Origin of the sequence: Acinetobacter sp. UBA1496 (genome assembly GCF_002324975.1) — a bacterium.
Lineage (GTDB): Bacteria > Pseudomonadota > Gammaproteobacteria > Pseudomonadales > Moraxellaceae > Acinetobacter > Acinetobacter variabilis.
This window is the reverse complement of sequence record NZ_DCRI01000099.1, coordinates 1-25,296: the sequence shown is the minus strand read 5'-3', so window position 1 is coordinate 25,296 and position 25,296 is coordinate 1. Positions and strand designations below refer to the sequence as shown.

The 25,296-nt window shown below is 42.5% G+C and carries 26 protein-coding genes and 3 tRNA genes; 23 read left to right on the top strand and 6 right to left on the bottom strand.

The genetic code is table 11. From position 1 onward, the window contains the following. Nucleotides 1–26: 26 nt before the first annotated feature. Both rpoH and B3143_RS12470 read right to left on the bottom strand, forming a co-directional pair. On the bottom strand, nucleotides 27–896 hold the full coding sequence (gene rpoH / locus B3143_RS12475) for an RNA polymerase sigma factor RpoH (protein WP_004782464.1): 870 nt from the start codon (nucleotides 894–896) through the stop codon (nucleotides 27–29). A 141-nt stretch (nucleotides 897–1,037) separates the two neighbouring features. Beyond that, nucleotides 1,038–1,271, bottom strand: a complete 234-nt coding sequence (locus tag B3143_RS12470; RefSeq protein ID WP_175968201.1) for a sulfurtransferase TusA family protein — start codon at nucleotides 1,269–1,271, stop codon at nucleotides 1,038–1,040. 384 nt (nucleotides 1,272–1,655) lie between these two features. On the opposite strand from B3143_RS12470, the gene B3143_RS12465 reads away from it, so the two are divergent. Together B3143_RS12465 and rhlB are read left to right on the top strand one after the other, a co-directional pair. After that, nucleotides 1,656–1,871 carry a cold-shock protein gene (locus tag B3143_RS12465; RefSeq protein ID WP_004782461.1) on the top strand — a complete coding sequence of 72 codons (216 nt, stop codon included), beginning with the start codon at nucleotides 1,656–1,658 and terminating at the stop codon, nucleotides 1,869–1,871. Between the two features lie 96 nt (nucleotides 1,872–1,967). Further along, nucleotides 1,968–3,119 (top strand): ATP-dependent RNA helicase RhlB, encoded by a 1,152-nt coding sequence (gene rhlB / locus B3143_RS12460; RefSeq protein WP_004782458.1) that lies wholly within the window; start codon nucleotides 1,968–1,970, stop codon nucleotides 3,117–3,119. A gap of 62 nt (nucleotides 3,120–3,181) precedes the next feature. Here the strand turns inward: rhlB and B3143_RS12455 are convergent, their stop codons facing one another. Further along, a complete protein-coding gene (locus B3143_RS12455) occupies nucleotides 3,182–3,559 on the bottom strand; it encodes a hypothetical protein (RefSeq protein WP_375725705.1) in 378 nt (125 codons plus the stop codon). Nucleotides 3,560–3,824: 265 nt separating this feature from the next. On the opposite strand from B3143_RS12455, the gene B3143_RS12450 reads away from it, so the two are divergent. The 13 genes from B3143_RS12450 to B3143_RS12390 all read left to right on the top strand — a co-directional run bounded on the left by B3143_RS12450 (nucleotide 3,825) and on the right by B3143_RS12390 (nucleotide 16,760). Further along, nucleotides 3,825–4,403 (top strand): nitroreductase family protein, encoded by a 579-nt coding sequence (locus B3143_RS12450; protein ID WP_004782456.1) that lies wholly within the window; start codon nucleotides 3,825–3,827, stop codon nucleotides 4,401–4,403. A gap of 33 nt (nucleotides 4,404–4,436) precedes the next feature. Further along, nucleotides 4,437–5,510: an NAD(P)H-dependent glycerol-3-phosphate dehydrogenase gene (locus tag B3143_RS12445; protein WP_214001376.1), complete on the top strand. Its 1,074-nt coding sequence runs from the start codon at nucleotides 4,437–4,439 to the stop codon at nucleotides 5,508–5,510. 73 nt (nucleotides 5,511–5,583) lie between these two features. After that, a complete protein-coding gene (locus tag B3143_RS12440; protein WP_214001375.1) occupies nucleotides 5,584–6,039 on the top strand; it encodes a SixA phosphatase family protein in 456 nt (151 codons plus the stop codon). Between the two features lie 30 nt (nucleotides 6,040–6,069). Then, nucleotides 6,070–7,212, top strand: a complete 1,143-nt coding sequence (gene gspL, locus B3143_RS12435) for a type II secretion system protein GspL (RefSeq protein ID WP_214001374.1) — start codon at nucleotides 6,070–6,072, stop codon at nucleotides 7,210–7,212. Then, on the top strand, nucleotides 7,212–7,691 hold the full coding sequence (gene gspM, locus B3143_RS12430) for a type II secretion system protein GspM (protein WP_214001373.1): 480 nt from the start codon (nucleotides 7,212–7,214) through the stop codon (nucleotides 7,689–7,691). The genes gspL and gspM overlap by 1 nt, the downstream gene beginning before the upstream one ends. A 90-nt stretch (nucleotides 7,692–7,781) precedes the next feature. Beyond that, on the top strand, nucleotides 7,782–8,783 hold the full coding sequence (locus B3143_RS12425; RefSeq protein WP_005235085.1) for a quinone-dependent dihydroorotate dehydrogenase: 1,002 nt from the start codon (nucleotides 7,782–7,784) through the stop codon (nucleotides 8,781–8,783). 5 nt (nucleotides 8,784–8,788) lie between these two features. Further along, nucleotides 8,789–9,370, top strand: a complete 582-nt coding sequence (locus B3143_RS12420; protein WP_005235088.1) for a CvpA family protein — start codon at nucleotides 8,789–8,791, stop codon at nucleotides 9,368–9,370. Between the two features lie 24 nt (nucleotides 9,371–9,394). Beyond that, complete coding sequence (gene purF, locus B3143_RS12415) at nucleotides 9,395–10,930, top strand: amidophosphoribosyltransferase (protein ID WP_214001372.1); 1,536 nt, start codon at nucleotides 9,395–9,397, stop codon at nucleotides 10,928–10,930. Nucleotides 10,931–11,021: 91 nt separating this feature from the next. After that, nucleotides 11,022–12,911, top strand: a complete 1,890-nt coding sequence (locus B3143_RS12410) for a M48 family metalloprotease (RefSeq protein WP_214001371.1) — start codon at nucleotides 11,022–11,024, stop codon at nucleotides 12,909–12,911. Between the two features lie 209 nt (nucleotides 12,912–13,120). Further along, a complete protein-coding gene (locus tag B3143_RS12405) occupies nucleotides 13,121–13,768 on the top strand; it encodes a hypothetical protein (RefSeq protein ID WP_214001370.1) in 648 nt (215 codons plus the stop codon). 22 nt (nucleotides 13,769–13,790) lie between these two features. Further along, nucleotides 13,791–14,771 carry a 2-hydroxyacid dehydrogenase gene (locus B3143_RS12400; protein ID WP_214001369.1) on the top strand — a complete coding sequence of 327 codons (981 nt, stop codon included), beginning with the start codon at nucleotides 13,791–13,793 and terminating at the stop codon, nucleotides 14,769–14,771. Between the two features lie 85 nt (nucleotides 14,772–14,856). Continuing rightward, nucleotides 14,857–16,299: a M48 family metalloprotease gene (locus B3143_RS12395; protein ID WP_214001368.1), complete on the top strand. Its 1,443-nt coding sequence runs from the start codon at nucleotides 14,857–14,859 to the stop codon at nucleotides 16,297–16,299. Nucleotides 16,300–16,400: 101 nt separating this feature from the next. Next, entirely contained in the window at nucleotides 16,401–16,760 is a 360-nt protein-coding gene (locus tag B3143_RS12390; protein ID WP_214001367.1) for a hypothetical protein, read from the top strand. An 80-nt stretch (nucleotides 16,761–16,840) separates the two neighbouring features. Here the strand turns inward: B3143_RS12390 and B3143_RS12385 are convergent, their stop codons facing one another. Next, nucleotides 16,841–17,287 (bottom strand): GatB/YqeY domain-containing protein, encoded by a 447-nt coding sequence (locus B3143_RS12385; protein WP_005235099.1) that lies wholly within the window; start codon nucleotides 17,285–17,287, stop codon nucleotides 16,841–16,843. A 33-nt stretch (nucleotides 17,288–17,320) separates the two neighbouring features. After that, complete coding sequence (rpsU, locus tag B3143_RS12380) at nucleotides 17,321–17,536, bottom strand: 30S ribosomal protein S21 (RefSeq protein ID WP_001136722.1); 216 nt, start codon at nucleotides 17,534–17,536, stop codon at nucleotides 17,321–17,323. A 146-nt stretch (nucleotides 17,537–17,682) separates the two neighbouring features. On the opposite strand from rpsU, the gene tsaD reads away from it, so the two are divergent. The 3 genes from tsaD (at nucleotide 17,683) to B3143_RS12365 (ending at nucleotide 21,394) form a co-directional block, all read left to right on the top strand. Next, nucleotides 17,683–18,699, top strand: coding sequence for a tRNA (adenosine(37)-N6)-threonylcarbamoyltransferase complex transferase subunit TsaD (gene tsaD, locus B3143_RS12375; protein ID WP_214001366.1), 1,017 nt, complete (start codon nucleotides 17,683–17,685; stop codon nucleotides 18,697–18,699). Between the two features lie 205 nt (nucleotides 18,700–18,904). Next, the gene (locus B3143_RS12370; protein WP_286740762.1) at nucleotides 18,905–19,861 is read left to right on the top strand and encodes a sensor domain-containing diguanylate cyclase; all 957 of its coding nucleotides are present in this window, start codon (nucleotides 18,905–18,907) and stop codon (nucleotides 19,859–19,861) included. Between the two features lie 489 nt (nucleotides 19,862–20,350). After that, complete coding sequence (locus tag B3143_RS12365; protein WP_214001364.1) at nucleotides 20,351–21,394, top strand: hypothetical protein; 1,044 nt, start codon at nucleotides 20,351–20,353, stop codon at nucleotides 21,392–21,394. A 56-nt stretch (nucleotides 21,395–21,450) separates the two neighbouring features. Here the strand turns inward: B3143_RS12365 and B3143_RS12360 are convergent, their stop codons facing one another. Then, nucleotides 21,451–22,323 (bottom strand): ATP-binding protein, encoded by an 873-nt coding sequence (locus B3143_RS12360; protein ID WP_214001363.1) that lies wholly within the window; start codon nucleotides 22,321–22,323, stop codon nucleotides 21,451–21,453. A 194-nt stretch (nucleotides 22,324–22,517) separates the two neighbouring features. On the opposite strand from B3143_RS12360, the gene B3143_RS12355 reads away from it, so the two are divergent. The 5 genes from B3143_RS12355 to B3143_RS12335 all read left to right on the top strand — a co-directional run bounded on the left by B3143_RS12355 (nucleotide 22,518) and on the right by B3143_RS12335 (nucleotide 25,259). Further along, entirely contained in the window at nucleotides 22,518–24,026 is a 1,509-nt protein-coding gene (locus B3143_RS12355) for a DUF3336 domain-containing protein (RefSeq protein ID WP_214001362.1), read from the top strand. Next, on the top strand, nucleotides 24,016–24,837 hold the full coding sequence (locus tag B3143_RS12350; RefSeq protein ID WP_005235111.1) for a protein kinase domain-containing protein: 822 nt from the start codon (nucleotides 24,016–24,018) through the stop codon (nucleotides 24,835–24,837). The genes B3143_RS12355 and B3143_RS12350 overlap by 11 nt, the downstream gene beginning before the upstream one ends. 107 nt (nucleotides 24,838–24,944) lie before the next feature. Further along, a tRNA-Leu gene (locus B3143_RS12345) sits at nucleotides 24,945–25,029 on the top strand. A 33-nt stretch (nucleotides 25,030–25,062) separates the two neighbouring features. Beyond that, nucleotides 25,063–25,136, top strand: a tRNA-Trp gene (locus B3143_RS12340). 38 nt (nucleotides 25,137–25,174) lie between these two features. Beyond that, a tRNA-Leu gene (locus tag B3143_RS12335) sits at nucleotides 25,175–25,259 on the top strand. The last annotated feature ends 37 nt before the right edge of the window (nucleotides 25,260–25,296 follow it).

The window sequence follows — 25,296 nt, the reverse complement described above, 5'->3', positions numbered from 1 at the left end:
GATTAGTAGCTTATTAATTCAATACATCAGTTTGAAGACATTGCCACTTTGATTTTTTCCATTGCATTCTTTTCAAGCTGACGAATACGTTCGGCGGAAACATTATATTCAGCTGCCAGTTCATGCAAGGTTGATTTTTCATCATCCAGCCAGCGACGCTGCAAGATATTGCGGGAACGGTCATCTAGCTGTTCCATTGCTTCATGCAGGGCAGAGGTGCTTTGTTCCTCATAGTCTTCATTTTCAATCAGACGTGCCGGGTCATAACGGTTGTCTTCCAGATATAGTGCTGGAGCAACGTGAGTTGAATTTTCATCATCATCGTCACCTGATGCTTCAAATGCCGCATCATAAGCAGTCAATCGGCCTTCCATTTCCAGAACCTGTTCTGGCGTTACATTCAGGTCATTGGCAATCGACTGGGCTTCTTCAAGCGTTAACTTTTTAGAAGACTTTTTCAGGCTACGTAAATTGAAGAACAGTTTACGTTGCGCTTTAGTAGTCGCAATTTTGACAATACGCCAGTTACGAATTACATATTCATGAATTTCAGCTTTGATCCAGTGCACCGCAAATGACACCAGACGTACGCCCATACTCGGGTCAAAACGTTTAACGGCTTTCATCAGGCCAAGGTTGCCTTCCTGAATCAGGTCACCTTGAGGCAGGCCATAACCTGCATAACTACGTGCAATATGCACCACGAAACGCAAATGAGACATAACCAGCATTTTTGCTGCGTCCAAGTCTTGGTCGTAGTAATAGCGTTCGGCCAACTCTTTTTCTTGTTCGGCCGTTAAAATAGGAATTTGATTGACAGTGCTAATATAAGCACCAAGATTGACACCTGGCGCCGATAATGACAGAGGCATCAATTGATTGCGGCTGTCACTCATGTGTTCTCCTTGAAGTGCGGGGGATTTAACCCTTAACTAGGTTTTATCTTAATCCAAACTATCCTCAAATAATGAATATTTGGGTAGAGAAATGTAAACTTTTATACGAGTATGGGGAGCATCCAGTTTAATTGAAAATTTTTAAGATTCAATCAGGTAGTGATACTCGGTTGCAGAAATCTGTTGAGATTCGCATTTTAACTGATGCATTTGGCAATACCGTGTAACATCAGTTTGACTATGTGGATCTGATGACTTTAGCAAGAATGTTTTGCCCTGATCTGCTTTTAATGCACGCTTTAACATCAGGAGCGGCATCGGACAGGGTTTACCCATGGCATCTATAATATGCGCTTGACCGTGGTTATCACTCATTTCCGTTTTATTCATATCGCAAAAAAAAAGGCTATAAATATTAGCAAATAGGATGCCAAAACCCAACTATTTGGCTAAAAAGTTACATGAAATAATATATATAATTTTTCTGATATATATTGTGAAAAAAATAACTAAATCAAAAGGAACAAAGCTAAAAAATATCTATTAATTGTCATAAACCCATGTTAAGCTCGTTGTGTATTTAGGATTTCAGATAAACAAATTGATTGTTTTTCGCCCTATACACAATGGATGTAACCGGGATTTTGTTAATAGTTTTACAGAATGATTACAAGCTTAAAAATAATATTTTCAAACTTGTTTGCTCTGCTGTTTGCAACACCGGGTGGTCCTTTTTTTAGTATCAATGAGGATTAACTTATGACAGCTGCTCGTGAACAAGGCGTAGTTAAATGGTTCAACGACACTAAAGGCTTCGGCTTTATTCAACGCAACGGCGGTGATGACGTATTCGTTCATTTCCGTGCAATCCAAGGCGAAGGCCACCGTTCACTTCGTGACGGCCAACGTGTTGAATTCAGTGTAGTTAAAGGCCAAAAAGGCTTCCAAGCTGAAGAAGTTCAACCATTAGACTAATCTTCGGATTAAGCTAATAAACGCCTCAATATAAATTGGGGCGTTTTTTGTTTATACTATTCTATCTTAGTGATTATCAAATTAGAGCAGTGCTTTATGTCATCTGGTTTTGAAACCTTAAATTTACATCCCCAACTGAAAAAGGCAATTGATGCTTTAGGTTTTACGTCGATGACGCCGATTCAGCAGAAGGTTTTAAAATTCACCTTGGCAGGACATGATGCTATTGGTCGTGCACAAACGGGTACGGGTAAAACTGCCGCATTCCTGATTAGCGTGATTAATGATTTGCTGAATAATCCGGTAAAAGAACAGCGTTATCGTGGTGAACCGCGTGCTTTGATTCTGGCACCGACTCGTGAGCTGGCATTACAGATTGAAAGCGACGCGCATGAGCTGACTAAATTTACGGATCTAAGTGTCGTAACACTTCTGGGTGGTGTAGATTTTGACAAGCAGAAAGCTCAATTGGATAAAGCGCCAGTCGATATCATGGTGGCAACGCCAGGGCGTCTGATTGACTTTGTCGAGCAAAAAGAAGTTTGGCTAGACCAGATTGAATTCCTAGTGATTGATGAAGCCGACCGTTTACTAGATATGGGCTTTATTCCATCAGTAAAACGTATCGTGCGTTTCTCGCCACGTAAAGAACAGCGCCAGACGCTGATGTTCTCTGCAACCTTTAGCTATGATGTGTTGAATCTGGCACAACAATGGTTATTTGAACCGGTGACTGTTGAAATTGAGCCGGAAAAGAAAACCAATGCCGACGTTGAACAGCGTGTGTATATGGTCGCGAAGGCAGATAAATATAAATTGCTGCAAGACATTCTGCGTGATGAACCGATTGAGAAAGTCATGATTTTCGCTAACCGTCGTGATCAGGTGCGTAAGCTGTATGATCATTTAAAACGTGATGGTTATAAGGTGGTAATGTTGTCAGGTGAAATTGCTCAAGACAAACGTCTGAAAATGTTAGACCAATTCAAAAATGGTAAACATAACATCATGATTGCGACAGACGTTGCCGGTCGTGGTATTCATGTAGACGGCGTATCTCATGTGATTAACTTTACTTTGCCTGAACAGTCAGATGATTATGTACACCGTATTGGTCGTACCGGTCGTGCGGGAACGCGTGGTGTAAGTATCAGTTTCCTGGCTGAAGATGATGCCTTCTATCTGCCAGAGATTGAAAAAGCGATTGGACAGAAATTACCGCTGACCCGTTTGGAAGGTTATTGCTAATCTAAATTGCAAAAAAAACCGCTCTTAAAGAGCGGTTTTTTTATTGTTGCACATGTTGAAGCTTATTTAGCTTCACAACGGAACGTTAAAACAGTCTGATAATCATCATTCTGGTTCAATCCGGTATTGGTGCCGGCAATATTGCCTAATACAGTCGCAGCAGCCTGAATCATTTGTCCGGTCTGTTCATCGACTACACCTTTTAGTGCACCATCATAAGAAGTTTTTTCATCCAGAATAATCGCAGTTGCTTTGGAGCCACAGGTTTTGCTGGCGGCATTCACTGCATTATTTTTAGAGGTTAACTGGTTTTTACCTAATCCTGTTACTTCAAACTGATTATTTTCCTTTTGAACCGCCACTGAAGTCGGGTTAGATGCACAGGCAGTTAAAAGTAGAGCTAAAGCTGCTAATCCGCTGATCGCAATTGTTTTTTTCATCATAAAATCTCGCTTGAAAACAGAACTGGGAATATTGAAACACAGTAAAAAGCACAGAATTAGGAGCTGTTGTATAAGTTTGGCAATTTTTGATGTTACTCTATAAGAGAAAAGTGAATGAAAGAGGCATTTTATTGATTCCACGGAAAATATTATAATCTTCCTTAAATATTTTCAAGGTAGAGGTATTTGCAAGTTTCTAGAGTATTACTAGTGGAATATGCTAATCTTGACCGTAGTTTTTAAGTTATAGATCTATAAAACAATGACGGAATCTGTGGTCGACATCGTTCATCAAAATATTCACCAACGTCAATCAATAGGACATTTGCTGGCACCTGCACCAAATGCAGAGCAGTTAGAACTGGCATTTAAAGCTGCTTTGACAGCACCAGATCATCACCGATTGAAGCCTACCACTTTTGTGATCATCCCGGATGCGCAACGTGAAGCATTTGGCGAACTATTATCACAAGCACTGATAGATCTGGGTCAAACTGAATCAGCTCAGATTGAACGGGTCAAAAATCATCCTTTTCGTGCACCTTTGCTGGTACTGGCATTAACCCGTTTGCAGGATCATCCTAAAGTGCCACATTTTGAACAGATTCTGAGTTCAGGTGCCGCTATTCAAAACTTCCTGCTGTCTTTACAGGCTCAAGGTTTTTCAACCATGTGGCGTAGTGGCGCAGTGGTAGAATCAAAATTTTTCAAGCAGTCGCTCGGCATTGGTAAAGATGATCTGGTTTCTGGCATTATCTATATCGGTACGGCGGCAAAAGCGATTGCACCACGTGCTGAAATCCAAACCCAGAATTATGTAAGTTATTGGAATCAAAACTAAGGCATTTCAAGACACAGGATATTAGAAAATAAGATGTCAGAATTAAATTTTACCAATTTGATTGAACCGGTTGCGGTCAACCAGAATACGGCTTTAAGAATTACAGTTTTAGGCGGTGGTAGTTTTGGTACTGCAATGGCCAATACCGCGGTTCGAAATGGCTGCGATACCATGATCTGGATTCGTGACCCGGAAGTAGCTGAAGATATTAATGCAACACATATCAATAAGCGCTATCTTCCGGATTTTAAGCTGGAAGAAAATCTGCTTGCTGTGTCCAATCTGGAGAAGGCTGTTCGTGATCGCGATATTATTCTAGTCGCGATTCCAAGCCATTCTTTCCGTGATGTATTGCAGCAGATCAAGCCTTTTATCACATCTCAAGCGGTGATTTCCCTGACAAAAGGGATTGAAGCCAATACTTTCAGCTTTATGAGTGACATCATTCGTGAAGAATTACCGGAAGTGCCTTATGGTGTGCTGTCTGGTCCAAACCTGGCCAAGGAAATTGTTGCAGGACAGCCGGCAGGTACGGTGATTGCCAGTGAATCTGAACTGGTACGTTATGCAGTGCAACAAGCACTCCATAGTGCGTTATTCCGTGTTTTTGCCAGTGATGATGTACATGGCGTAGAACTGGGCGGTGCACTGAAAAATATTTATGCGGTCGCAATGGGAATGGCGGCTGCCTATAATGTCGGTGAAAATACCAAGAGTATGATTCTAACCCGTGCTTTAGCAGAAATGAGCCGATTTGCAGTCAAGCTAGGTGCAAACCCGTTGACTTTCCTGGGGCTTTCAGGTGTAGGTGATCTATTTGCCACTTGTAACAGTCCGCTGAGTCGTAACTATCAGGTTGGTTATGCATTAGGTAAGGGTAAAACCCTAGAGCAGGCGACGACTGAACTGGGGCAGACGGCAGAAGGGATTAACACGATTGTGCAGGTAAAAGCACGCTCAGAAGAGCTGGATGTGTATATGCCGATTACAACTGCTTTGTATGAAGTGATCTTTGAAGGAGCGCCGCCGCTGACGATCGCTTTATCCTTGATGAAAAATGGTCATCGCAGTGATGTCGAATTTGTCTTGCCACATCATCAAGTCTGATCTATAACACAAGAAGCGCGATGATTATGATGCTGACTGATGATCGTAGCGACCAAATAAATAGGGAAATAAGATGCAACTGACTTTAGTGCGACATGGCGAAGCCGCGCCACCAGTGAATGGGAATGATACCAAGCGTCCCCTAACGGAGCGCGGGCATCAACAGGCGGAACAGACAGCACAGTATTTAAAGGACATCATTAAACCGGAAGTGTTTGTGGTAAGTCCTTTATTGCGTGCGCAGGAAACTCTGGCGCATTTACAGCACTATTTTAAAGATGTACCCGTGGTGATCTGTAATACCATCAAGCCTGATGATGATGCCAAAGTTGCAGTTGAATGGTTATCACAACTGCCGTATGAGTCCATTGTGGTGGTTTGTCATATGAATGTTGTGGCGCATATTGCCTCCATTCTCGTGACAGAGTCTTTTCATCCATTTCATTTGTCAGAAGCACGTATTTATGATCAGGCCGTGATTGCACCAGGTCTATCAACACAAGTTAAAAGCTTTATTCCAACAGTATAAAAAACCAATTAAAACGGTAGAACACAATCGATGTTGTATTTATGGATGCCGGAAGCCAATGGGGTTTGGCAATGGTCAAAGGGGGAATTCTGGAGCACTGCTGCGACACTCGAGCAGCTGATTCAGGATATTCAGGCCTATCATGGTGAAGAGGCGACGGTCTTTTTTCCAAGTCGTCATGTGCAGATTTTGCAGCAGACTTTGCCAAAGAGCCAATATAAAAAAATGGGCAATGATGGCATCAAATATCTGTTAGAAGAATATGTGGTACTGCCTGTCGATACCATGAAAGTGCTGCATCATTTTCAGCAGCCTGACCAGATCAGTATTATGGGGATTGCAAATTCTACAGTTGAAACTTTGCAGCATGCCCTGAATTTGATTCCTGTTAAAGTCGCTGCTTTATTGCCAGACTTTCTGGTCCTGCCAGCGCCTGAACATGCACAGCAGCGCGCTATTGCACAAATTGGTGGGCATTTGCTGGTACGTGAAGCTGAATATATCGGCCAGTCAGTGGATGATTTGAGCCTTTATCTGGATTTTCAGCCTAAAGATCTGGAATATCAGGTCAGCAATCTCAGCCCTGAACAAATGAGTAGTTTAGAAGCAGTAGCAACACGTGAACAATTAAACTCGTTCCAATATACGTTGCCAATGCTAAAAAAACCGAAACAGCATCCATTTAATATCCTGCCAAAGGGTAAATCGGATCATACTGTTTCTGGTTACTGGAAAGCCTGTGCGGCGGTTTTTCTTGGGATTCTGGTACTGCAGGTCACTTACGATGCAGTGCGCTGGTACCAATATAAGAAAGTCGCCAATACCACTGCAATGCAGGCGATTGATCAGTTTAAATACTGGTTCGGACAGAATTATCCGGTCACTGAGCAGAACATTAAAAGCCAGTTCGAAGCTCAGCTTCGTCAAAGCCAGACCGCAGACACTCAGGCCTTACAGCTCATCAGCCGAGTCGGGCCGGTACTAATGCAAAACCAGATTGTGGCACAGCGCGTCAATTATGACCCGTCAGGATTGAGTCTACAATTACAGTCCAATTCATCTGAAAGTTTAAATACTTTAACCAAGCAACTGGGGCAGCAGGGCTTTAAAGTGGAATTGGGAAATATACAGGCGAATGGAACAGGCGTCGTAGGACTGGTGAAAATACAATAATGAAAGCCATTGAAATTTTACAGAACCGTATGGATCTGCAAATTGAAAAACTGACCGATTATCTGGATCGTTTGTCAGCACGTGAACGCATTCTGGTGATCTTTACAACGATCTTTGTGTTGGTGACCGCTGTTGCAAGTGCACTCTGGGCGATGCATCAGGCAGCAGATACCCAGCAGAAACGTTTAAATGATCTAAAAGATACGCTGGTCTGGATGCAAAGCAATGCGGTTACCATGAAGCCGGCAGGAGACTTGCAATTAGATGCAGCAGAAAAAGTGCAACGCATTGCCCAGCAACAAGGGCTGTCGATTGCATCACAGCAAATGGATGGAAAAATTCAGTTGATGCTGTCTCATGAAAATTATTCTGTGCTGGCCAACTTCCTGACGCAGCTGGCACAAATGGGGCTAAGTATCGAGAAAATGGAACTAAATAATGAAGCAGGGCAGATTAAATTAACAGCGACTGTGCAATAACTGGTAAAAATAAAGATTTGCAAAGCATGGTTTTTTTGTCAGCCTATGCCTATAATATGCCGACTTAAAAAGCAGTAGACTTTTCTAGATATGTTGTATTCTCTAGCCCGCCCTTTGTTGTTTTCTTTAGCACCAGAGCGTGCACATGAGCTGACACTATCACTATTAAAATCATCCCATAAAATGGGCATGATGCGTCAAAATGTTGCTGTGAAACCTGTGACCTGTATGGGAATCGAATTTCCTAATCCGGTCGGTCTTGCAGCAGGGTTAGATAAAAATGGTGCCTATATTGATGCCTTGGCCAGTCAAGGCTTTGGTTTTATTGAAATTGGTACCATTACTCCACGCCCGCAACCTGGTAATCCTCATCCACGTTTATTCCGTCTTCCGAAAGCCAAAGCGATTATTAACCGTATGGGCTTTAATAATGATGGCGTGGATAAGTTGATTGAAAACGTTAAAGCTGCAAAATTTAAAGGTGTACTGGGAATCAATATCGGTAAAAACGCTGATACTCCGGTAGAAAAAGCAGTAGATGATTACCTTATTTGTTTAGAAAAAGTCTATAATTATGCTTCCTATATCACCGTTAATATTTCTTCTCCAAATACCAAGAACCTGCGCAGTTTACAAAGTGGCGATGCACTGACTGAATTGCTGGAAACGCTGAAGAATCGTCAGCTGGAACTGGCTCAGGAACATCAGCATTACGTTCCTCTGGTATTAAAAGTTGCACCGGATCTTGAAGCTGAAGATATTGCCTTTATTGCCAAGCAGTTATTGCAATACAAGATTGATGGTCTGATCGTGACCAATACCACATTGTCACGTGAAGGTGTGGAAGGTCTGGAGCATGCAGAAGAAGCGGGCGGTTTATCAGGCGCGCCAGTCTTTGAGAAAAGCACGGCATGTCTGGCTGCATTTGCAGAGGAATTAAAGGGACAAATTCCATTGATTGGTGTGGGTGGTATTCTTTCAGGTGCGGATGCGCTGGCCAAGAAAAAAGCTGGTGCAAGCCTTGTACAAGTCTATAGTGGCCTCATATATACTGGGCCGGAACTGGTTAAAGACTGTGTAGCCGCGCTTTAAGTCCTATGAATGCCATTGATATCTTTCTACTGATTATCTTGCTCATTGGAGGGCTCAACGGTTTGCGCCAAGGATTTATCAAAGCCTTTGCGAACTTAGTGGGATGGATTTTTGCCTTGATTATTGCGGCGAAATATTCAACACTACTTGCGCCCTCAATGGTTGCTCTCAGTACAGATCCAGTGGTACAGAAGATTGCAGCCTTTGCCTTTATTGTTCTGATGATTGTGGTACTCACCTGGATTGTCACCTTTCTGCTCAACCGCATTTTAAAAACCCTGAAACTTGGTCCGCTGAATCGTCTTGCGGGGGGTGTTTTCGGCAGCCTGAAAGGTTTGCTGATTGTTCTGATTACCATGCAGGGTATTGGTCCGTGGGTCGAAAGTTCGCCGCACTGGAAGCAGTCTAAATTTATACAGGTCTTATTGCCATATGCGCCTTGGGCAACAGAGCTCTCCAAAGAAGCCGCAAATGGCGCCCTGCAACATATCAAGTCTGAAGGGGCACAGAAACCTTCAGATTCCTCATCTGAACCGGCATCCAAGGCCAAGAGTTCAGATGCGTCAACGAATAATCCTTTTTATTAATCCTAGCTTGTCTGCGAGGTTGCTATGTGTGGAGTAGTTGGTATAGCTGGTAAATCACCTGTTAACCAAATGTTGTTTGATGCATTAACGATGTTACAACATCGTGGACAAGATGCAGCTGGGATTGTGACTTGTCAGGAAGGCCGTCTGTTCCTGCGTAAAGATGTCGGTATGGTGCGTGATGTATTCCATACCCGTCATATGCGTGCTCTTCAGGGTAATTATGGTATTGGTCATGTGCGTTACCCAACGGCAGGTACCTCAAGCAGTGCTGAAGCGCAACCATTCTACGTAAACTCACCTTATGGGATTACGCTGGCGCATAACGGTAACCTGACCAATGCTGAAGAAATTCATGATGACTTATTCAAAACTGATCTGCGTCACATGAATACTGATTCAGACTCAGAAGTGCTACTAAACGTACTAGCGCACGAATTACAAAAACGTGGCAAGCTGGTACCAACATCTGAAGATATTTTCCAGGCTGTAACGCGTGTACATGAGCGTTGTAAAGGTGGTTATGCCGTTGTTGCGATGATTACTGGCCAAGGTCTGGTAGGTTTTCGTGATCCAAACGGTATCCGTCCATTGATTTACGGTTCGCGCGAAACAGAAAATGGTATGGAATATATCATTGCTTCTGAATCTGTAGCGATTACTGCGCTAGGCTTCAAGGTTGAGCGTGATATCGAACCGGGTGAAGCGGTTTTCATTGATTCTGACGGTAACTTCTTTACCCAGCAATGTGCAGCAAATCCAGAATACCGTCCATGTATTTTTGAATATGTGTACTTTGCCCGTCCAGATGCAACCATTGATGGGATCTCTGTGTATAAAGCCCGTCTGAAAATGGGTGAGAAGCTGGCACAAAAAATCCTGCGCGAGTGGGGCGATGAGCACGACATCGACGTGGTGATTCCAATTCCGGATACTTCACGTACTTCTGCACTTGAACTGGCTAATATGCTGGGCGTGAAATTCCGTGAAGGTTTCATGAAAAACCGTTATATCGGCCGTACCTTCATCATGCCAGGTCAGCAACTGCGTAAAAAATCAGTACGTCAAAAACTGAACCCGGTTGAGCTCGAGTTCCAGGGCAAAAACGTTCTACTAGTCGATGACTCGATTGTGCGTGGTACGACTTGTAATGAAATTATTCAGATGGCACGTGATGCGGGTGCGAAAAAAGTATTCTTCGCTTCTGCGGCACCTATGGTGAAATATCCAAACGTATACGGTATTGATATGCCGGCGAAATCTGAACTGATCGCTTCTGAACGTAGTGTAGAAGAAATCCGTGAAATTATTGGTGCTGACCGTCTGATTTTCCAGGATCTGGAAGACCTGAAAGATGCAGTACGTACCAAAAAAGTTCCTCATTTGCGTGAATTTGACTGTTCTGTATTTGATGGTGTGTATGTCGCAGGTGGAATTAATGCTGAATACCTCGATCAATTAGAGCAAAAACGCAGTGATGGCGTCAAAAAAGGCGACAATTTTATTGATGTGAATATTGATGCAGCATCAGTTGATCTGACCGGTGTACGCGAAGTCTAAGCAATTAAAATCATGATGAAAAAGCGGGAATTTCCCGCTTTTTTGTTTTATGATGAGCCCAAGGAAAGACCAGATCAGTTAGGGTGGTAGATTGAAAAGCGTAGGATATGCTTTGGTCAAAAACAAGAATATGCTATTGCTAGCCAGCTTTTGTCTGATTGCGATACTATTAACAGTTCTGATTATCAATACAGTGGTTGGCCTGTTTGTTTTCTATGCTGATCCTGGCCAGTCGATATGGTGGCATGTCCTTAGTCCTTATCTGGTAGCACTGGTTTTGTTCTTGATGATTATTTCGGTCATCTATGAATTTTATACGTTTCGTGCCGGCGGCTATTCTTTAGCCCAGCAAATGGGCGCGCGTCGACTGAACCAAATGGAAAGTATCCCGGAAGAAAGTGCTGCACTACGGATCAATACTCAACTGGCAGATACGTTCCTGATTGAACCGCCAGCTATGTATGTCCTGCCGAATGAAGTGGGGGTTAATGCATTAACAGCGGGTTTTAGTCCACGTGATACTGCTATTATTCTGACTTGGGGTGCATTACAAACTCTTGATGAAATTGAACTTTATGGCTTGCTCAGTCATGAATTTAACAAGATTCTATCTGGTGAAACAGCTGAAAATACCCGCCTGAAAATTCTATATAGCAGTCTGACCACTTTTAGCCAGTGGGGCAGCAAGATTGCGAAGTTGGGGTTTTATCGAAATGATGTACCTCGCGAAAACAAGTTTGAAACTTTCTATGTCTCAATCGGAGCAGTCATCTGGTTGATTGGCAGCTTGGGTATTTTGATTACACGTTTTATTAAATATATTTCATTGGGCGGACGTACCTATAAAAATGACCAGAAAACCCGACGCCTGATTCAGAATGATGCCAATATTCAGACTTTATTGCGCATTCATGTGCATCATTCAGGTTCACAGATTTACAGTGAATATGCCGAATCCATTTCACATATGTGTTTTGCCAATTCTTTAAGTCCACAGAACTGGTTGAATATTCATCCGAATATTAATCAGCGTATTTATGAATTAAATCCTGCCTTGATTCAGGATCTGCAGCTTGAAAATCTGAAGAAATTAAAAAACCAGCCTTTGTTTAGTCTGTTTCGTTCACTCGAAGATGTCGTGCCTGAAAGCACAGCAGTCTGGGAATCCCCACAACCTTTGCCTTTGTTACGCTTGTCTCCAATTAGCTTCGCCATTAAAGATGCCATCAAGCCATTAAATCCGGAGCTGCGTGCCAATATGCCGCGTCCGGAGCTGATTGAACGTGCTTTGCAAACTTCGACCGGTTCACGTGAAGTGATGGTCGCAATTTTGATGATCCGGCAATATCGTGAATTTATTCCGACCGAGGCAGAGGTCAGTCGTGCGATTATTGATTCATTATTAAATCTGGATGGACGGGTACATATCTCGATTTTCCAGCAAGCCTGTAAAAATATTGGTGGAATGCCTACCACAGTTGCACGGCAGTTTTTAATGAAGCTGGCAAGGATTATTCAGGAAGATGGTGAAATCGGTTTGCTGGATGCTTTATTGCTAGAGCGGGTGAAGTATGAACTGAATTTACTGCCGATGCATACGCCAACGTCTTTGGATGAGGTCAAACCACAGATTGTACGTCTGATTGATGCCTTGCTGCATGTGCAGCAGATTAATAGCGATAATCAGCTGGAAGTTAGGGAAAAGATTTTAAATCGTATTCTGACACCACGAGAACTTGAGCTGTATAGTGAAATCTCAGATGAGCCGATTGATTTAGCTGAGATTTTAAATGATATTGCCGGATTGTTATTGCGTGATCGTCTGAGCATGTTGGGAATTGCAGAAGTTTGCCTGTGGAGCGACCGGATCATGACTCAGGATGAATTGGATGTGATGGAGCTTTTATACTGGCGCTTGGGCTTTGAATCCAATGAAATTACCTCGCAAATGCTTAAGAAAAACAGCTTGATGATTATCTAATATTTTTAAATTAAGAAGATGTATTTAAGTCCAGTTTTTCAAGAACTGATCTATAAAAGAACTTGCAGTAGAAAAAAAGTAATCTTATAAATTGATTTCTATTCTGAGTTAAAATGATTCAAGATAGAGAGTGAAAAACTGGAAATAGTTCGGCAAAGAAAAGCGAATCCCGTTAAAATGTTCGACCTGAAATAGGTGATGAAGAAAAGATGATTGGGCATCAGCGTGACATACTGGCAACATTAGGAATAGATATCTGGATTCCCAAGGGCGACGTATGTCAGCAGCATCAGGTTTCGATCTGGCGTGATCAGGCCCCAGCAGAATTGCATAGCGAAATCATCCTGCCACAACCGGCTCAGATTGCTCCGGTAGCAAAAGCTCCTTTAATTGCGCCTGAGCCTGTTACAGTTGAAGCAAAAGCTGAAGCTAAAAGTGAAGCGCCAGTAGTTGTTGCAACAATTCAGGAACAGCGGGAAATTCTACATATTCCGCCATTCAACTTGCAGGCTTTAAGCTTGGAACATTGTACGATTGTCATCGATGCCACAGAAATGACCGAGCAAACCCAGCTTTTATGGATCAACATCCAGCGTGCTCTGCAAAGTGAATTTTATGAACTGAACTGGCCATTTCCTTGGGTGAATCTGCAAGATGGTCGAGGTGTTGAATCTTATATTCAAGGTTTTCTGGACATGATGAGCCTGGAAAAAAATATCATTTCCCTTGGCTCTATTCCGCATGTGACACATAATAAAATGATTCAACTGGCATCTTTACAGGAAATGCTGGATCAGCCAATACATAAAAAACGCTTATGGCAGTTTATGCAAAACAGGCCAGCGAACTCAGATTAATATTGATGTGGAATAGGGACATATGAAACAAAAAGTGATTGTATTCAGCCAGATCGATCAGGATGTCCAAAAAAAACTCGAACAAAATTTTAATGTAGTGACCTTACAGCCGAAACTGGGCAATGTGCATGAGCAGTTGCTGGAACAGGTGCGCGATGCCGATGGCATGATTGGGACAGGCCGACTGCTCAATCGCGATAATCTGGCACCAGCAACCCGACTTAAAATCATTTCTAGTGTCAGTGTCGGGTATGACAACTATGAAGTTGATTATCTGAATGAAAAAAATATCTATCTGACCAATACCCCCCATGTCCTGACTGAAACCACGGCAGATCTGGGATTTGCGCTATTAATGGCAGCTGCACGCAAAGTGGCTTATCTGGATCACTGGACCAAGCAGGGACAATGGCACCGTACAACACGTGAAGCACAGTTTGGTGTGGATATTTTCGGAAAAACGCTGGGGATAATCGGCCTAGGGCATATTGGGGCAGCAGTTGCACGTCGTGGGTTTTACGGTTTCAATATGAATATCCTGTACCATAATCGCCATGAAAAACCGGAATTGGCTCAAGGCCTCAATGCACAGTATTGCTCTCTGAATGAGCTTTTGCAGCGCTCAGATTTTGTGGTGGTTACCGTGGATTTAAATGCTGAATCAAAAGCTCTGATTGGAGCCGAACAACTGGCACAAATGCAGCCACATGCGGTGCTGGTGAATATCTCCCGTGGGTCTGTGATTGATGAGCAGGCTTTGATCAAAGCCTTAAAAGCCAACCAAATTTTTGCTGCGGGGCTGGATGTTTATGAGAAAGAGCCTTTAAAAGAATCAGAATTATTTGAGCTGGATAATGTTATTACCTTGCCTCATGTCGGTTCGGCCACAGTGGCAACACGTCGAAAAATGGCTGAGCTGGCTTATCAGAATCTGGTCGATGCACTTGAAGGGCGGGTGCCACGCTATGTGGTGAATCCGCAAGTGATTGGTTCATCTAAGTAATATTAAATAACATTTTCCTGCATCTATGCTCATTTTTCGATGCTATATTCGAGACAGGTTGAAACTGAATTTTAGAGATTTTTCATTGAAACGTTTGGTATTGGCGTGCGGGTTAAGTCTGTGTGCAGCAGCAGGACATAGTGATAATGATTATTTTAATCAGCCTGCTGCACAATTTTCTGTACCGGATATTGGTGCGGGCGTCGGATTGATCGACCAGCAAAAAGAACAAATGATTGGTGAAAAGGTCTATCGTCAAGTCCAGAAACAAATGCCTGTGATTCAGAATCCATGGCTTGAAGATCAGTTACTTTCCATATTTTCCCAAATTCTCAGTCAGACCAAATTACAGCAACCGATCGGTTTAATGGTAATCAATGATCCGCAAATTAATGCCTTTGCGGTACCTGGTGGGTTATTTGCCCTGAATGCGGGTTTGATTAATTCTGCTCGAAATACGGATGAGGTGGCAGGGGTGATGGCACATGAAATTGCACATGTCACACAACGTCATTACAGTCGTTCGCAAGAAACCTTTAAAGGACAAGGACTGTTGGCCCTGGCAGGGATTCTGGTGGGTGCATTAGTGGCTTCACAGGCAGATGGTGATGCAGGTGCAGCAGTGATGATGGGTTCTCAGGCAGCTCTACTGGATCAGCAATTAACTTATAGCCGTAATCAGGAACGTGAGGCGGACCGGATCGGCATGCAATATATGTATGCTGCCGGATACAGTCCGCACAGTATGGCGGATTTCTTTGAAGTGATGCATCGTTCCACTAGCCGTTTAAGCTTTATGCCTGATTTCTGGCTGACGCATCCTCTAACTACTGAGCGTATGAGTGAAGCACGTTTGCGTGCCAATCAGCTGCCTGCGGTTAAGCGTAATTTAAATGATCAGGATTTTGAAATCATTAAATGGTATACACGGGTACTGTCACGTCAGACTACTGAACAACAGCTCAACTTAATGGTGCAACGTAATGATTTTCCTGGTCAGCTCGCTTTAACGGCTTATCAGCTTCAACAGGGAGATTTTCAGGCGGCACAAACCGCACTGGATCAAGCCAAAAAGCACAATAAAATGCATCCTTTGCAGGTGTTATTTCAGACTGATATTTATCTGGGGCAAAATCAGCTGGATAATGCGCTAAAAAGCATTAGTTCAGCCGCAAGGATCATGCCGGAAAACCGTGCTTTAAATTATAAATATGCCGAAACCCTGATTCGTGCCAAACAACCTGATCAGGCCAAAACGATTGTGCAGCCCTTTTTAAATAGCAATACCCGTGATGTTAGTGGCTGGAGATTAATGCAACTGGCAGCGAATGCAGCACCTGATTCATCGATAAAAGCCGCCAATGTCTTACGTTATCGTGCCGAAGTAGAGTACTGGTCAGGCTATGAAGAAACTGCGATTAAATCCTTAATACATGCTCAACGCATCAGCAAAAATAATCAATCTTTGTCAGCAACCATTGGTCAACGTTTAAAACAGATGCAGCAAACGCGACAGTTTAAAATTTAAGTCTATTTTTCTAATGATTTTTAGCTTCAGTAGATATAGCCGAAGTTCACTAAATCACGCTACAATCCGGGCAAAGCTAAGTTGTCTATTTTAATTATTTTATGAAAAAAATATTATTGGGTTTATTGATATTGGGGTGTGGCGGAAATGTATTGGCGGCTAGTGCGGCAGAATACGTGCAGTCCGTTGAGCAGATTAATGCTGATTATCAAAAAGAATCACGTCAGTTTTTAAAAGGTTTAAATCCACAGCAGCAGGGTTTTAGCGCATCGCAGAATCAGCAGTTTTGCGCGATTGTGCAGCGCTATGTGGATCGTTTATATAAAGCGGCAGACCAGAACCGGGCTTATCTGGATCGTCAGTATCAAAATGTAGGCAAGCAGGATGTCATACTGCAGGTAAAATCTTCAAAAGAGATGCAGTTGCTGAAACGTTATAATGTGGACTGTAATTTACAGTAAGAATAAATAAGAAAATGCTGAGAACTGTCCAGAATGGAGGCAGTTCAACGCAGATTTAGATTTGAAATAGAATGGGGGAATTAAGCAAGTTTTGCTTTAATTTTTGCTGAAACTTGTGCAGGATCGGCGCGCCCGGCTATGAGCGGACGCAGAGAATTCATCACCTTACCCATATCTTTCATGCTAGTAGCTTGTTGCGCTTCAATTGTTTGCGCAATCAGGGAATCAAGTTCTTCCTCAGTCATAGCTTCTGGTAGAAATTGAGAGAGAACCTCAACTTCGGCTTGTTCCTTACTAGCTAAATCATCTCGACCAGCGCCTTCAAAGGCTTTAATCGATTCTTTACGTTGTTTAATTTGCTTTTCAATGACCGCAAGAACTTGAGCGTCGTCAAGTTCTTTACGCTCATCGACTTCGATTTGCTTAATTGCTGCTTGCAGACTACGAATGACCGTCAACTTTGACATATCTTTGGCACGCATAGTGGCTTTCAATACGTCAGTAATCTGGTTTTTTAAAGTAGTCATTATTTATTCCAAGCAGTCAATCACAAATTAATCTTAGTAAAGGCGAGTAGTACGTACTGATTCACGTGCCAATTTCTTTTGGTAGCGTTTAACAGCAGCAGCTTTTTTACGTTTACGTTCTTGAGTTGGTTTTTCGTAGAATTCACGTTTACGAACGTCAGCAAGAACACCCGCTTTTTCGCATGAACGTTTGAAACGACGGATAGCTACGTCTACTGGTTCGCCTTCTTTCAATTTAACTTGTGGCATGAAGAATCCTCATTAAGTTATGGATAAGATCAGGGCCGAATTGCCCTCGATCACAAGTGAAGGTCAGTATTTTACTCATTTACATCTCATATCACAAGTCTATAATAGTTGCTGCAATATATTTGATACAGGTTATAGGCAGTTTAATGATCGTTTTAGGCTTGGAAACGTCGTGTGATGAAACAGGACTTGCGCTGTATGACAGCGAGTTGGGTTTGCGCGGACAGGTGCTGTACAGCCAGATTAAACTGCATGCTGAATATGGCGGCGTCGTACCAGAACTAGCTTCGCGGGACCATGTGCGTAAACTCATTCCTTTACTGAATGAACTGTTTGAACAAAGTGGCATCAAAAAATCAGAAATTGATGCGGTGGCTTATACCCGTGGTCCGGGCCTGATGGGCGCATTAATGACGGGCGCACTGTTTGGTCGGACTTTGGCCTTTGCCTTAAATAAACCGGCGATTGGTGTGCATCATATGGAAGGTCATATGCTGGCGCCATTACTTTCTAAAACGCCACCGGAATTTCCATTTGTGGCATTACTGGTGTCTGGTGGTCACTCACAGCTCATGGCTGCTTATGGCATTGGGCAGTATGAATTACTCGGTGAATCGATTGATGATGCAGCGGGTGAAGCATTTGATAAAGTTGCGAAGATGATGGGTTTGCCATATCCAGGTGGCCCGAATATTTCCAGACTGGCTGAGCAGGGCGATCCGAATGCCTTTGCTTTCCCACGTCCAATGCTGCATCAAGGTTTAGAATTTTCATTCAGTGGTCTAAAAACCGCAGTTTCTGTACAAATGAAAAAACTCGGTGATGAAAACCGCGATGCCGATATCGCTGCCAGTTTTCAGGAAGCTATTGTAGATACTTTAGTGAAAAAGTCGGTGAAAGCATTGAAGCAAACAGGGCTTAAACGTCTGGTAATTGCGGGCGGTGTCAGTGCCAACAAGCGTTTACGTGAGCGTTTAGAAGCAGATTTAGCCAAGATTCGTGCATCGGTTTATTATGCGGAACCTGCACTCTGTACAGACAATGGTGCCATGATTGCTTTTGCGGGCTATCAGCGTCTAAAAGCAGGACAGCATGATGGCTTGGCGGTGACCACCACACCACGCTGGCCAATGACGGAACTGACTAATCCGACAGAGGCATAGATTTCAGGCTTGAAGAAAAGAGACTTAGGCCTCTTTTTTTATTGTGAATTTTTAAATGAAAACTTATAGCAACGGTATGTTGTAAATATATAGTTTTATGGCTGTATTTAGAGCTCGTATATTCTATTGAAACCGGAAAAATAGTTTAATAGCTTAAGTTTATATCATGCATATTTTTACAGGTTCGCAGCAGAGGCAATCTCGGATGGAAATTATAAATTTCAAAAGTTTTCAGGATGCGGGACAGGCAGTTTTAAAATATCTGCATCAGCATTTTGGCTTTAATTTAAGGATGATCACTCGAGTAGAAGGCCAAGACTGGATTGTGCTGCAAAGTGAAGACCATGGTTATGATATACGACCCGGCCAAGTGTTTCAGTGGGCTGATTCTTTTTGTTCTCATATGGTCGTAGGTAAGGCCCCGAGAATTGCCCCCCGCTCTGAAGAAATTCCTTTATACGCCACAGCGCCGATTAATCAGCAGGTCTGTATAAAATCTTATATTGGTCAGCCACTCCTTAAAGAAGATGGCAGTTTGTTTGGAACACTCTGTGCGATTGATCCAGAAACCAAATCGGAAGCTATTTTGCAAGATATGCAACTGATCGAGTTATTGGGACAATTGCTCAGTTCGATCTTGCAGGCAGAATTGCGTCAGAGTGAGCAGATAAGACAGCATGAATTATTGCAGGAAGAAGCCAGTAAAGATGAATTGACCGGGCTCTATAATCGCCGGGCCTGGGAAAAACTGCTGCGAGCTGAAGAAGAGCGTTGCAAGCAATATGGTCATCCCGCCGCTGTATTATTTATTGACCTGAATGACCTAAAAAAGGTGAATGATAGTTTGGGTCATGATGAAGGTGATAAGCTGATTCAAAACGCGGCTCAAGTATTACGAGATAATGTACGGATCAACGATATTGTTGCCCGTTTAGGTGGCGATGAGTTTGTGATTCTTAGCGTGGAAAATGATGAAACGAGTACTGAAAGTTTAGTGGATCGTTTAATTAATGCCTTTGCAGCAGCAAACATTGGCGCAGCGATTGGTATGGCGATGCGTCATCCTGGTCATGGTTTATTTGCAGCGCTCGCACAAGCGGATCAGAACATGTTTGAGTATAAGCGTCGGAAAAAATCCAGTGAATCGAGCAATCTAAAATAATTCACGCTTTAAATCTTCTATAAGTGATTAAGCATCTCATATCATGAAAATGATTATTTTCTATGCTCTAAAGTCATCCTATCTTTCAATATTCTCTTTCATCGCCATGTATGAAAGTTGAACATGATTCTCCATAAAAAAGAAAATTCAATCCATCTTTAACTTAACCATTACAAATTTTATAAGCTTTGTTGCAAACTTAATCGATCTAATTAAATGTGCTTTAAGTGTGTTGAAAAGTGACTCTGGTAAGGAAAAAAATTCAAATAAGCGCTTCATTTCTTATGATAATTGTTGTTCGAAATATAAATTAAAATTACAGAGTTAATCCTTAGTTTATTAAAAGATAAAGCACGATCAGAGTGTAAGAAATACTGTCCAGAAAAAATATCATCGACAGGTAGTGGGTTTGTATTGTGCAGTTTTAATACACCCATCTTTCATTCTCAGTGAATAAAAATGCAAAGAAATTCTAGGGAATAAAATTTTATGAAAAAGCAGATGTCATTCTTTGGGCTGGTTTTGGTTTCAGGCTTGCTTACCGCATGTGGTGGCAGTGGAGGTAGCTCAGACAATTCTACAGTGACCACACCGCCAAATGTTCCAGAGCAGAGTATTTCTCCTGAACTTTCAGAAGAATTTATTCCTTTTGAGGATCGCGATATCATCGAGAAAATCCGCGACAAAATTAACAATAGCACCAGTAATGATACGGACTATAACGTTGCGTTAGGTCATATGATTGGTGAAGTTTTTGCGGATTATCCTTATGGACGCACGAGCCGTATTATCAAGATTTATAATTTGGGTGTGAACAGCATCAAATATCCGAATCTGATCTGTTCTGAAGTGAATACCAATGGTGCAGTGAAAACTTTTAAATTAAAAACCGATAAAAATAACTGTATTGTTCTGGATAAAACCTATCGCAAAGATTCAACCATTACCCAAACGGTCAACGATGATACTACGACCTTGACCTTTAGCAATGTACATTATGGTTCCAATGTTGATTTTAATCTAAAAGATGATTATCTGATTTCAGGTACGATTGTTCATACCAAAAGCAAAAACAATTTGGGTGCATTGGAAAGCTATAAAATTGCCCGTCTGGAATTTCAGCGTGTAGCGGAAGACAAGAATGCGGGTAAATCTGGCGCCGAGTATGATGAGCTGAGCAAGGAATACTTACTGGTACGTAATTATAACTATAGCCTTGTAGATGACTATGGTAGTGGCAGTAATGGTATTCGTACCTTAACCAGCAGCGACAGCATTATTGGTCAGCCAAATTTGGCGGATTACCGTTATAGTTTTGATTTTAATACGACTACATCATTCAAGATGGACGAAACGGTGTTAAATAATTATAAGCATCTGCCGAAAGAGGGGGTGCTTAAAATTACTGACAGTTATGATCAGGTGATTGAGGTTAAACAGAATCAGCCTGAATCCTTAAAAGCGACTGTCTATTTCAATGGCAGTGAGCTGGATGATCTGCTGTGGTCTACGATTATTGGCAATAAAAAATAAGAACTAACCTTATAAAAAAAGCTCCATTAAGGAGCTTTTTTTATTTGGGGAAAAATTTACAGAGAATTTAACTGCTGCGAACCAATCCAGTGTTTAGAGAACTGATAGGCTGCACGGCCTGAGCGTTGGCCACGTGCCTGACACCAGCGTAATGCTTCAGCACGGGCTTCAGCTGTAAGTTGCATATCTGCCTTTTTCAAATAATGCTCAACGATTTCCAGATACAGGTTTTGATCCATTGGGTAGAACGACAGCCATAAACCAAAACGATCCGACAAGGAAATTTTCTCTTCAATGGCTTCCTGTGGATGTAACTCTGTATATTGCGGTACATCTACTTTGGTCACCGGGGTATTTTCATGCATGAATTCCGGTAATAGATGACGACGGTTACTAGTCGCATAGATCACAAAATTACTGGAACCGGACTGTAATGAGCCATCTAAAACACTTTTTAGACTGCGATAGTTTTCATCTTCCGCATTGAAGGCCAGGTCATCACAATAGACAATAAACTTTTCCGGACGACCGGCGATCAGTTGCTGAATTTGTGGAAGATCTGACAAATCATCACGTTCAATTTCAATCAAACGTAGACCCTGATCTGCATATTCAGTCAACAAGGCACGCACGATCGAAGATTTGCCTGTACCGCGAGAGCCAGTGAGTAAGACATCATTGGCAGGTAATCCTTTTAGAAACTGCAAAGTATTCTGAATGACTTTTTCTTTTTGTCGCTCAATGCCTTTTAAATCTGCCAGTTCAATCTGTTTAAGCTGGTGAATGGGTTTGAGTTCTCCAGCCTGCCATTTATAGGCATAAGCAGAAAAATCAGGACTTTGTTTTAATTCAGGCAGGCTTTGCTGGAGCTGGAGAAGAACAGTAGAAAGAGCATTTACGATATTGTCAGGTAAATCAATTTTCGCCAAGATTTGAGCAGTACATTTACAATTATGGCTAGAATACTATCACTGTAAAATTCACAGTCAAAGTCTGGAAAGTGTGATAATTTGCCTAAAGTGGTGAATTTTCGTTATTGTAGTACAAAGAAAATAGATGCCCGTTTTTTGTTTATGGCTGCAGGGTGTCTGAAAATTACAATATAGATAGGGAAGAGGGGCAGATGCTGTTTAAAGATTTTACTCAGGATATCAATCCACATCAGGCCTATCGTATTAAAAAGCTGAAGCAGCAATTGCAGCAGGCTGAAACTTACGAAGAATGGAAATATATTGCCTTAAAGATCGACGAAGAATCTGGGGCACAAGAATGGAAATTGGATAATAGTTCACCGTATTTTGATGCCGAAGTGATTGCGCATCGACTGGGGAAATTAAGACGTTACCGTCAGCAGAAACGCACTCGTGACCTGATGTATATCCTGCGTGAAGGGCTGAGTTACGATATTGCCAATATCGCCCATCCTTTATTGTTTACCGTCACTTATGTCGGCACTAAAAAAATTATTGAGGATTATGTAGAAGAAGTCAGTCTGGGCTTGGCTTATATTGCTTCTGCACAATGTACCTGTCTGACTCTTGAAGAGAAAATTGAATATTTTGAGCACTGCCAACGTGCTTATGGTCAGCCAGCTTTAATGTTCTCGGGCGGTGCAACACTCGGCTTATTTCATACCGGTGTATGTAAAGCGCTAATGGAACAGGATCTGTTACCTCGAGTGATGTCGGGTTCTAGTGCTGGTGCAATTATGACCGCTATGTTGGGCGTCTCCAAACCCGCACAATATGTGGATATTTTAAAAGGTCATAACTTTTTCCATGAAGCATTCCATTTCCGTACCATGAGTGAATTACTGAAGGGTAATGGTGGTCTGGCGGATGTTAAATACCTGAAAAAATTCCTGATCGAAAACTTGGGAGATATGACCTTTGAAGAAGCATTAAAAACTTCGGGTCTACATATTAATATTGCGGTCGCGCCTTATGATGCAGCGCAGGATGCCCGGATCATGAATGCCTATACCTCTCCAGATGTACTAGTCTGGAGTGCGGTGCTGGCATCTTGTGCTGTGCCAATTTTGTTCCCGCCGGTACGTCTCACCAGTAAACGCCACGATGGGCAATATACGCCTTATATGGGCGCAACATGCTGGGTAGATGGCAGTGTTCGTAGCGATTTCCCGCAGGAGAAAATGGCGCGGCTGTACAATATCAATTACACCATTGCCAGTCAGGCCAATCCACACATTGTGCCTTTTATGCAGGATGATATTTCACGCTTCCGTAAAGGGACATTAAGCTGGCCGAAACGCATTGTACGCCGTCAGAGTGTGGTATTTACCAAAGGGATTATGGATTTTGCCCGTGAGCATGCGGGAAGTTTGCCGCCAGTCCGCCGTTTGCTGGATCATGGTTATGGCGTGGTGGATCAGCGTTACTATGGCGATGTGAATATTGTGGGTAAATATAGCCTGCGTCATTATAGCTATATGCTGCAAAATCCTCGTCCGCATTTATTCAAGGTGTTGCAGCGTGAAGGTGAGCGGGCGACCTGGCCAAAAATCTCTCTGATCGAAACTCAGGAGCGGGTAGGTAAAACTATTCAGCATTGTCTGGAACTGCTAAATTACCAGCATGCTCCAGATGCCAAGCAGGAATATATTGTTACTTAACCCCGCCAAACTGCATCAGCTTGATTTTCAGCTTAAGACCAAAGCCCGAAGTCTGGGTTTTGGTCGCCGTCTTTATTATCTAGAATTTAATCCTGAGACCGGGTCAGCATTGTGGTTAAAAACCCAGAATCTGGATTCAACGGCTATTTCTCACTATGCCCAGACTGGCTTAAGTCATGAATTGGATTTTTATGAAGCTTATGGTGAGCAAGAAGGGCGGACTTTCATGCTTCCGCATCAAACTATTCGAAAGCCGTTTCAGATTGGAGATGAATCTTTCAAACTGGCTTTGATCCTGCCTGATGCACCAGCACATTTTGAGGTATGCCCTAAGCTGTTTTCAATTCAAGAAGTCCGTCAGCATATACTACGGGCATTAGAAACGTTGATAAGCTTACAAGAACTCGGGTATCTGCATGCTGATCTCAAACGAGAGCATTTTGTCATTTATCAGAATCGGGTTTGTTTGATTGATTTTGAGCAGGTGCAGCCCCTCAACACTACCAGCCAAGCAATGAACGCAACGCCTCGTTATATGGCGCCCGAATTGTTCCAAGGGCAAGCCAAGTCGCTACAGAGCGAAGTTTATGCGCTGGGTATCATTTTTTATGAGTGGCTTACAGGGCAACGTTTAGAAGCGACAGATTATCAAGATTGGGCATTATTGCATTGTCAGCATTTTAAACCTGAGCTCCCTGCACAATATCAAGCTTTGCAAAGCCTGCTACAAAATATGCTTCGAAAGCACTCACAGGATAGATTGTCTGATTTCAAAGCCGTAAAACAGGCCTTACTTACTGAAATTGCATGAGAAAAATACAATAAATTGGATATTGTTTTTTATTTAATCAAACGAGTAGTTTTTTCTTAAAAAGAGCTTGTCAGGTGAAATTGATCCCTATAGTATACACAGCCATCGGGGACGTGGCGAAATTGGTAGACGCACTGGATTTAGGTTCCAGCGCCGCGAGGTGTGAGAGTTCGAGTCTCTCCGTCCCCACCAATTTACTTAAGAGATTGAGTAAAATGGCCGAGTAGAGGATTGGTGTAATGGTAGCATGACGGTCTCCAAAACCGTTCGTCAAGGTTCGAATCCTTGATCCTCTGCCAAAGTTTGAAAAATTCCAACACAAAGTTGGTACCCTGATGGGGACGTGGCGAAATTGGTAGACGCACTGGATTTAGGTTCCAGCGCCGCGAGGTGTGAGAGTTCGAGTCTCTCCGTCCCCACCATCAAAAGAGACAAGGTTGATGCCTTGTTTTTTTTTGC

Excerpts from the sequence above, each read along its gene's own strand:
- rpoH (WP_004782464.1), bottom strand. The coding sequence starts at position 896 with ATGAGTGACAGCCGCAATCAATTGATGCCTCTGTCATTATCGGCGCCA.
- B3143_RS12470 (WP_175968201.1), bottom strand. The coding sequence starts at position 1,271 with ATGAGTGATAACCACGGTCAAGCGCATATTATAGATGCCATGGGTAAA.
- B3143_RS12465 (WP_004782461.1), top strand. The coding sequence starts at position 1,656 with ATGACAGCTGCTCGTGAACAAGGCGTAGTTAAATGGTTCAACGACACT.
- rhlB (WP_004782458.1), top strand. The coding sequence starts at position 1,968 with ATGTCATCTGGTTTTGAAACCTTAAATTTACATCCCCAACTGAAAAAG.
- B3143_RS12455 (WP_375725705.1), bottom strand. The coding sequence starts at position 3,559 with ATGAAAAAAACAATTGCGATCAGCGGATTAGCAGCTTTAGCTCTACTT.
- B3143_RS12450 (WP_004782456.1), top strand. The coding sequence starts at position 3,825 with ATGACGGAATCTGTGGTCGACATCGTTCATCAAAATATTCACCAACGT.
- B3143_RS12445 (WP_214001376.1), top strand. The coding sequence starts at position 4,437 with ATGTCAGAATTAAATTTTACCAATTTGATTGAACCGGTTGCGGTCAAC.
- B3143_RS12440 (WP_214001375.1), top strand. The coding sequence starts at position 5,584 with ATGCAACTGACTTTAGTGCGACATGGCGAAGCCGCGCCACCAGTGAAT.
- gspL (WP_214001374.1), top strand. The coding sequence starts at position 6,070 with ATGTTGTATTTATGGATGCCGGAAGCCAATGGGGTTTGGCAATGGTCA.
- gspM (WP_214001373.1), top strand. The coding sequence starts at position 7,212 with ATGAAAGCCATTGAAATTTTACAGAACCGTATGGATCTGCAAATTGAA.
- B3143_RS12425 (WP_005235085.1), top strand. The coding sequence starts at position 7,782 with ATGTTGTATTCTCTAGCCCGCCCTTTGTTGTTTTCTTTAGCACCAGAG.
- B3143_RS12420 (WP_005235088.1), top strand. The coding sequence starts at position 8,789 with ATGAATGCCATTGATATCTTTCTACTGATTATCTTGCTCATTGGAGGG.
- purF (WP_214001372.1), top strand. The coding sequence starts at position 9,395 with ATGTGTGGAGTAGTTGGTATAGCTGGTAAATCACCTGTTAACCAAATG.
- B3143_RS12405 (WP_214001370.1), top strand. The coding sequence starts at position 13,121 with ATGATTGGGCATCAGCGTGACATACTGGCAACATTAGGAATAGATATC.
- B3143_RS12400 (WP_214001369.1), top strand. The coding sequence starts at position 13,791 with ATGAAACAAAAAGTGATTGTATTCAGCCAGATCGATCAGGATGTCCAA.
- B3143_RS12390 (WP_214001367.1), top strand. The coding sequence starts at position 16,401 with ATGAAAAAAATATTATTGGGTTTATTGATATTGGGGTGTGGCGGAAAT.
- B3143_RS12385 (WP_005235099.1), bottom strand. The coding sequence starts at position 17,287 with ATGACTACTTTAAAAAACCAGATTACTGACGTATTGAAAGCCACTATG.
- rpsU (WP_001136722.1), bottom strand. The coding sequence starts at position 17,536 with ATGCCACAAGTTAAATTGAAAGAAGGCGAACCAGTAGACGTAGCTATC.
- tsaD (WP_214001366.1), top strand. The coding sequence starts at position 17,683 with ATGATCGTTTTAGGCTTGGAAACGTCGTGTGATGAAACAGGACTTGCG.
- B3143_RS12370 (WP_286740762.1), top strand. The coding sequence starts at position 18,905 with ATGGAAATTATAAATTTCAAAAGTTTTCAGGATGCGGGACAGGCAGTT.
- B3143_RS12365 (WP_214001364.1), top strand. The coding sequence starts at position 20,351 with ATGAAAAAGCAGATGTCATTCTTTGGGCTGGTTTTGGTTTCAGGCTTG.
- B3143_RS12355 (WP_214001362.1), top strand. The coding sequence starts at position 22,518 with ATGCTGTTTAAAGATTTTACTCAGGATATCAATCCACATCAGGCCTAT.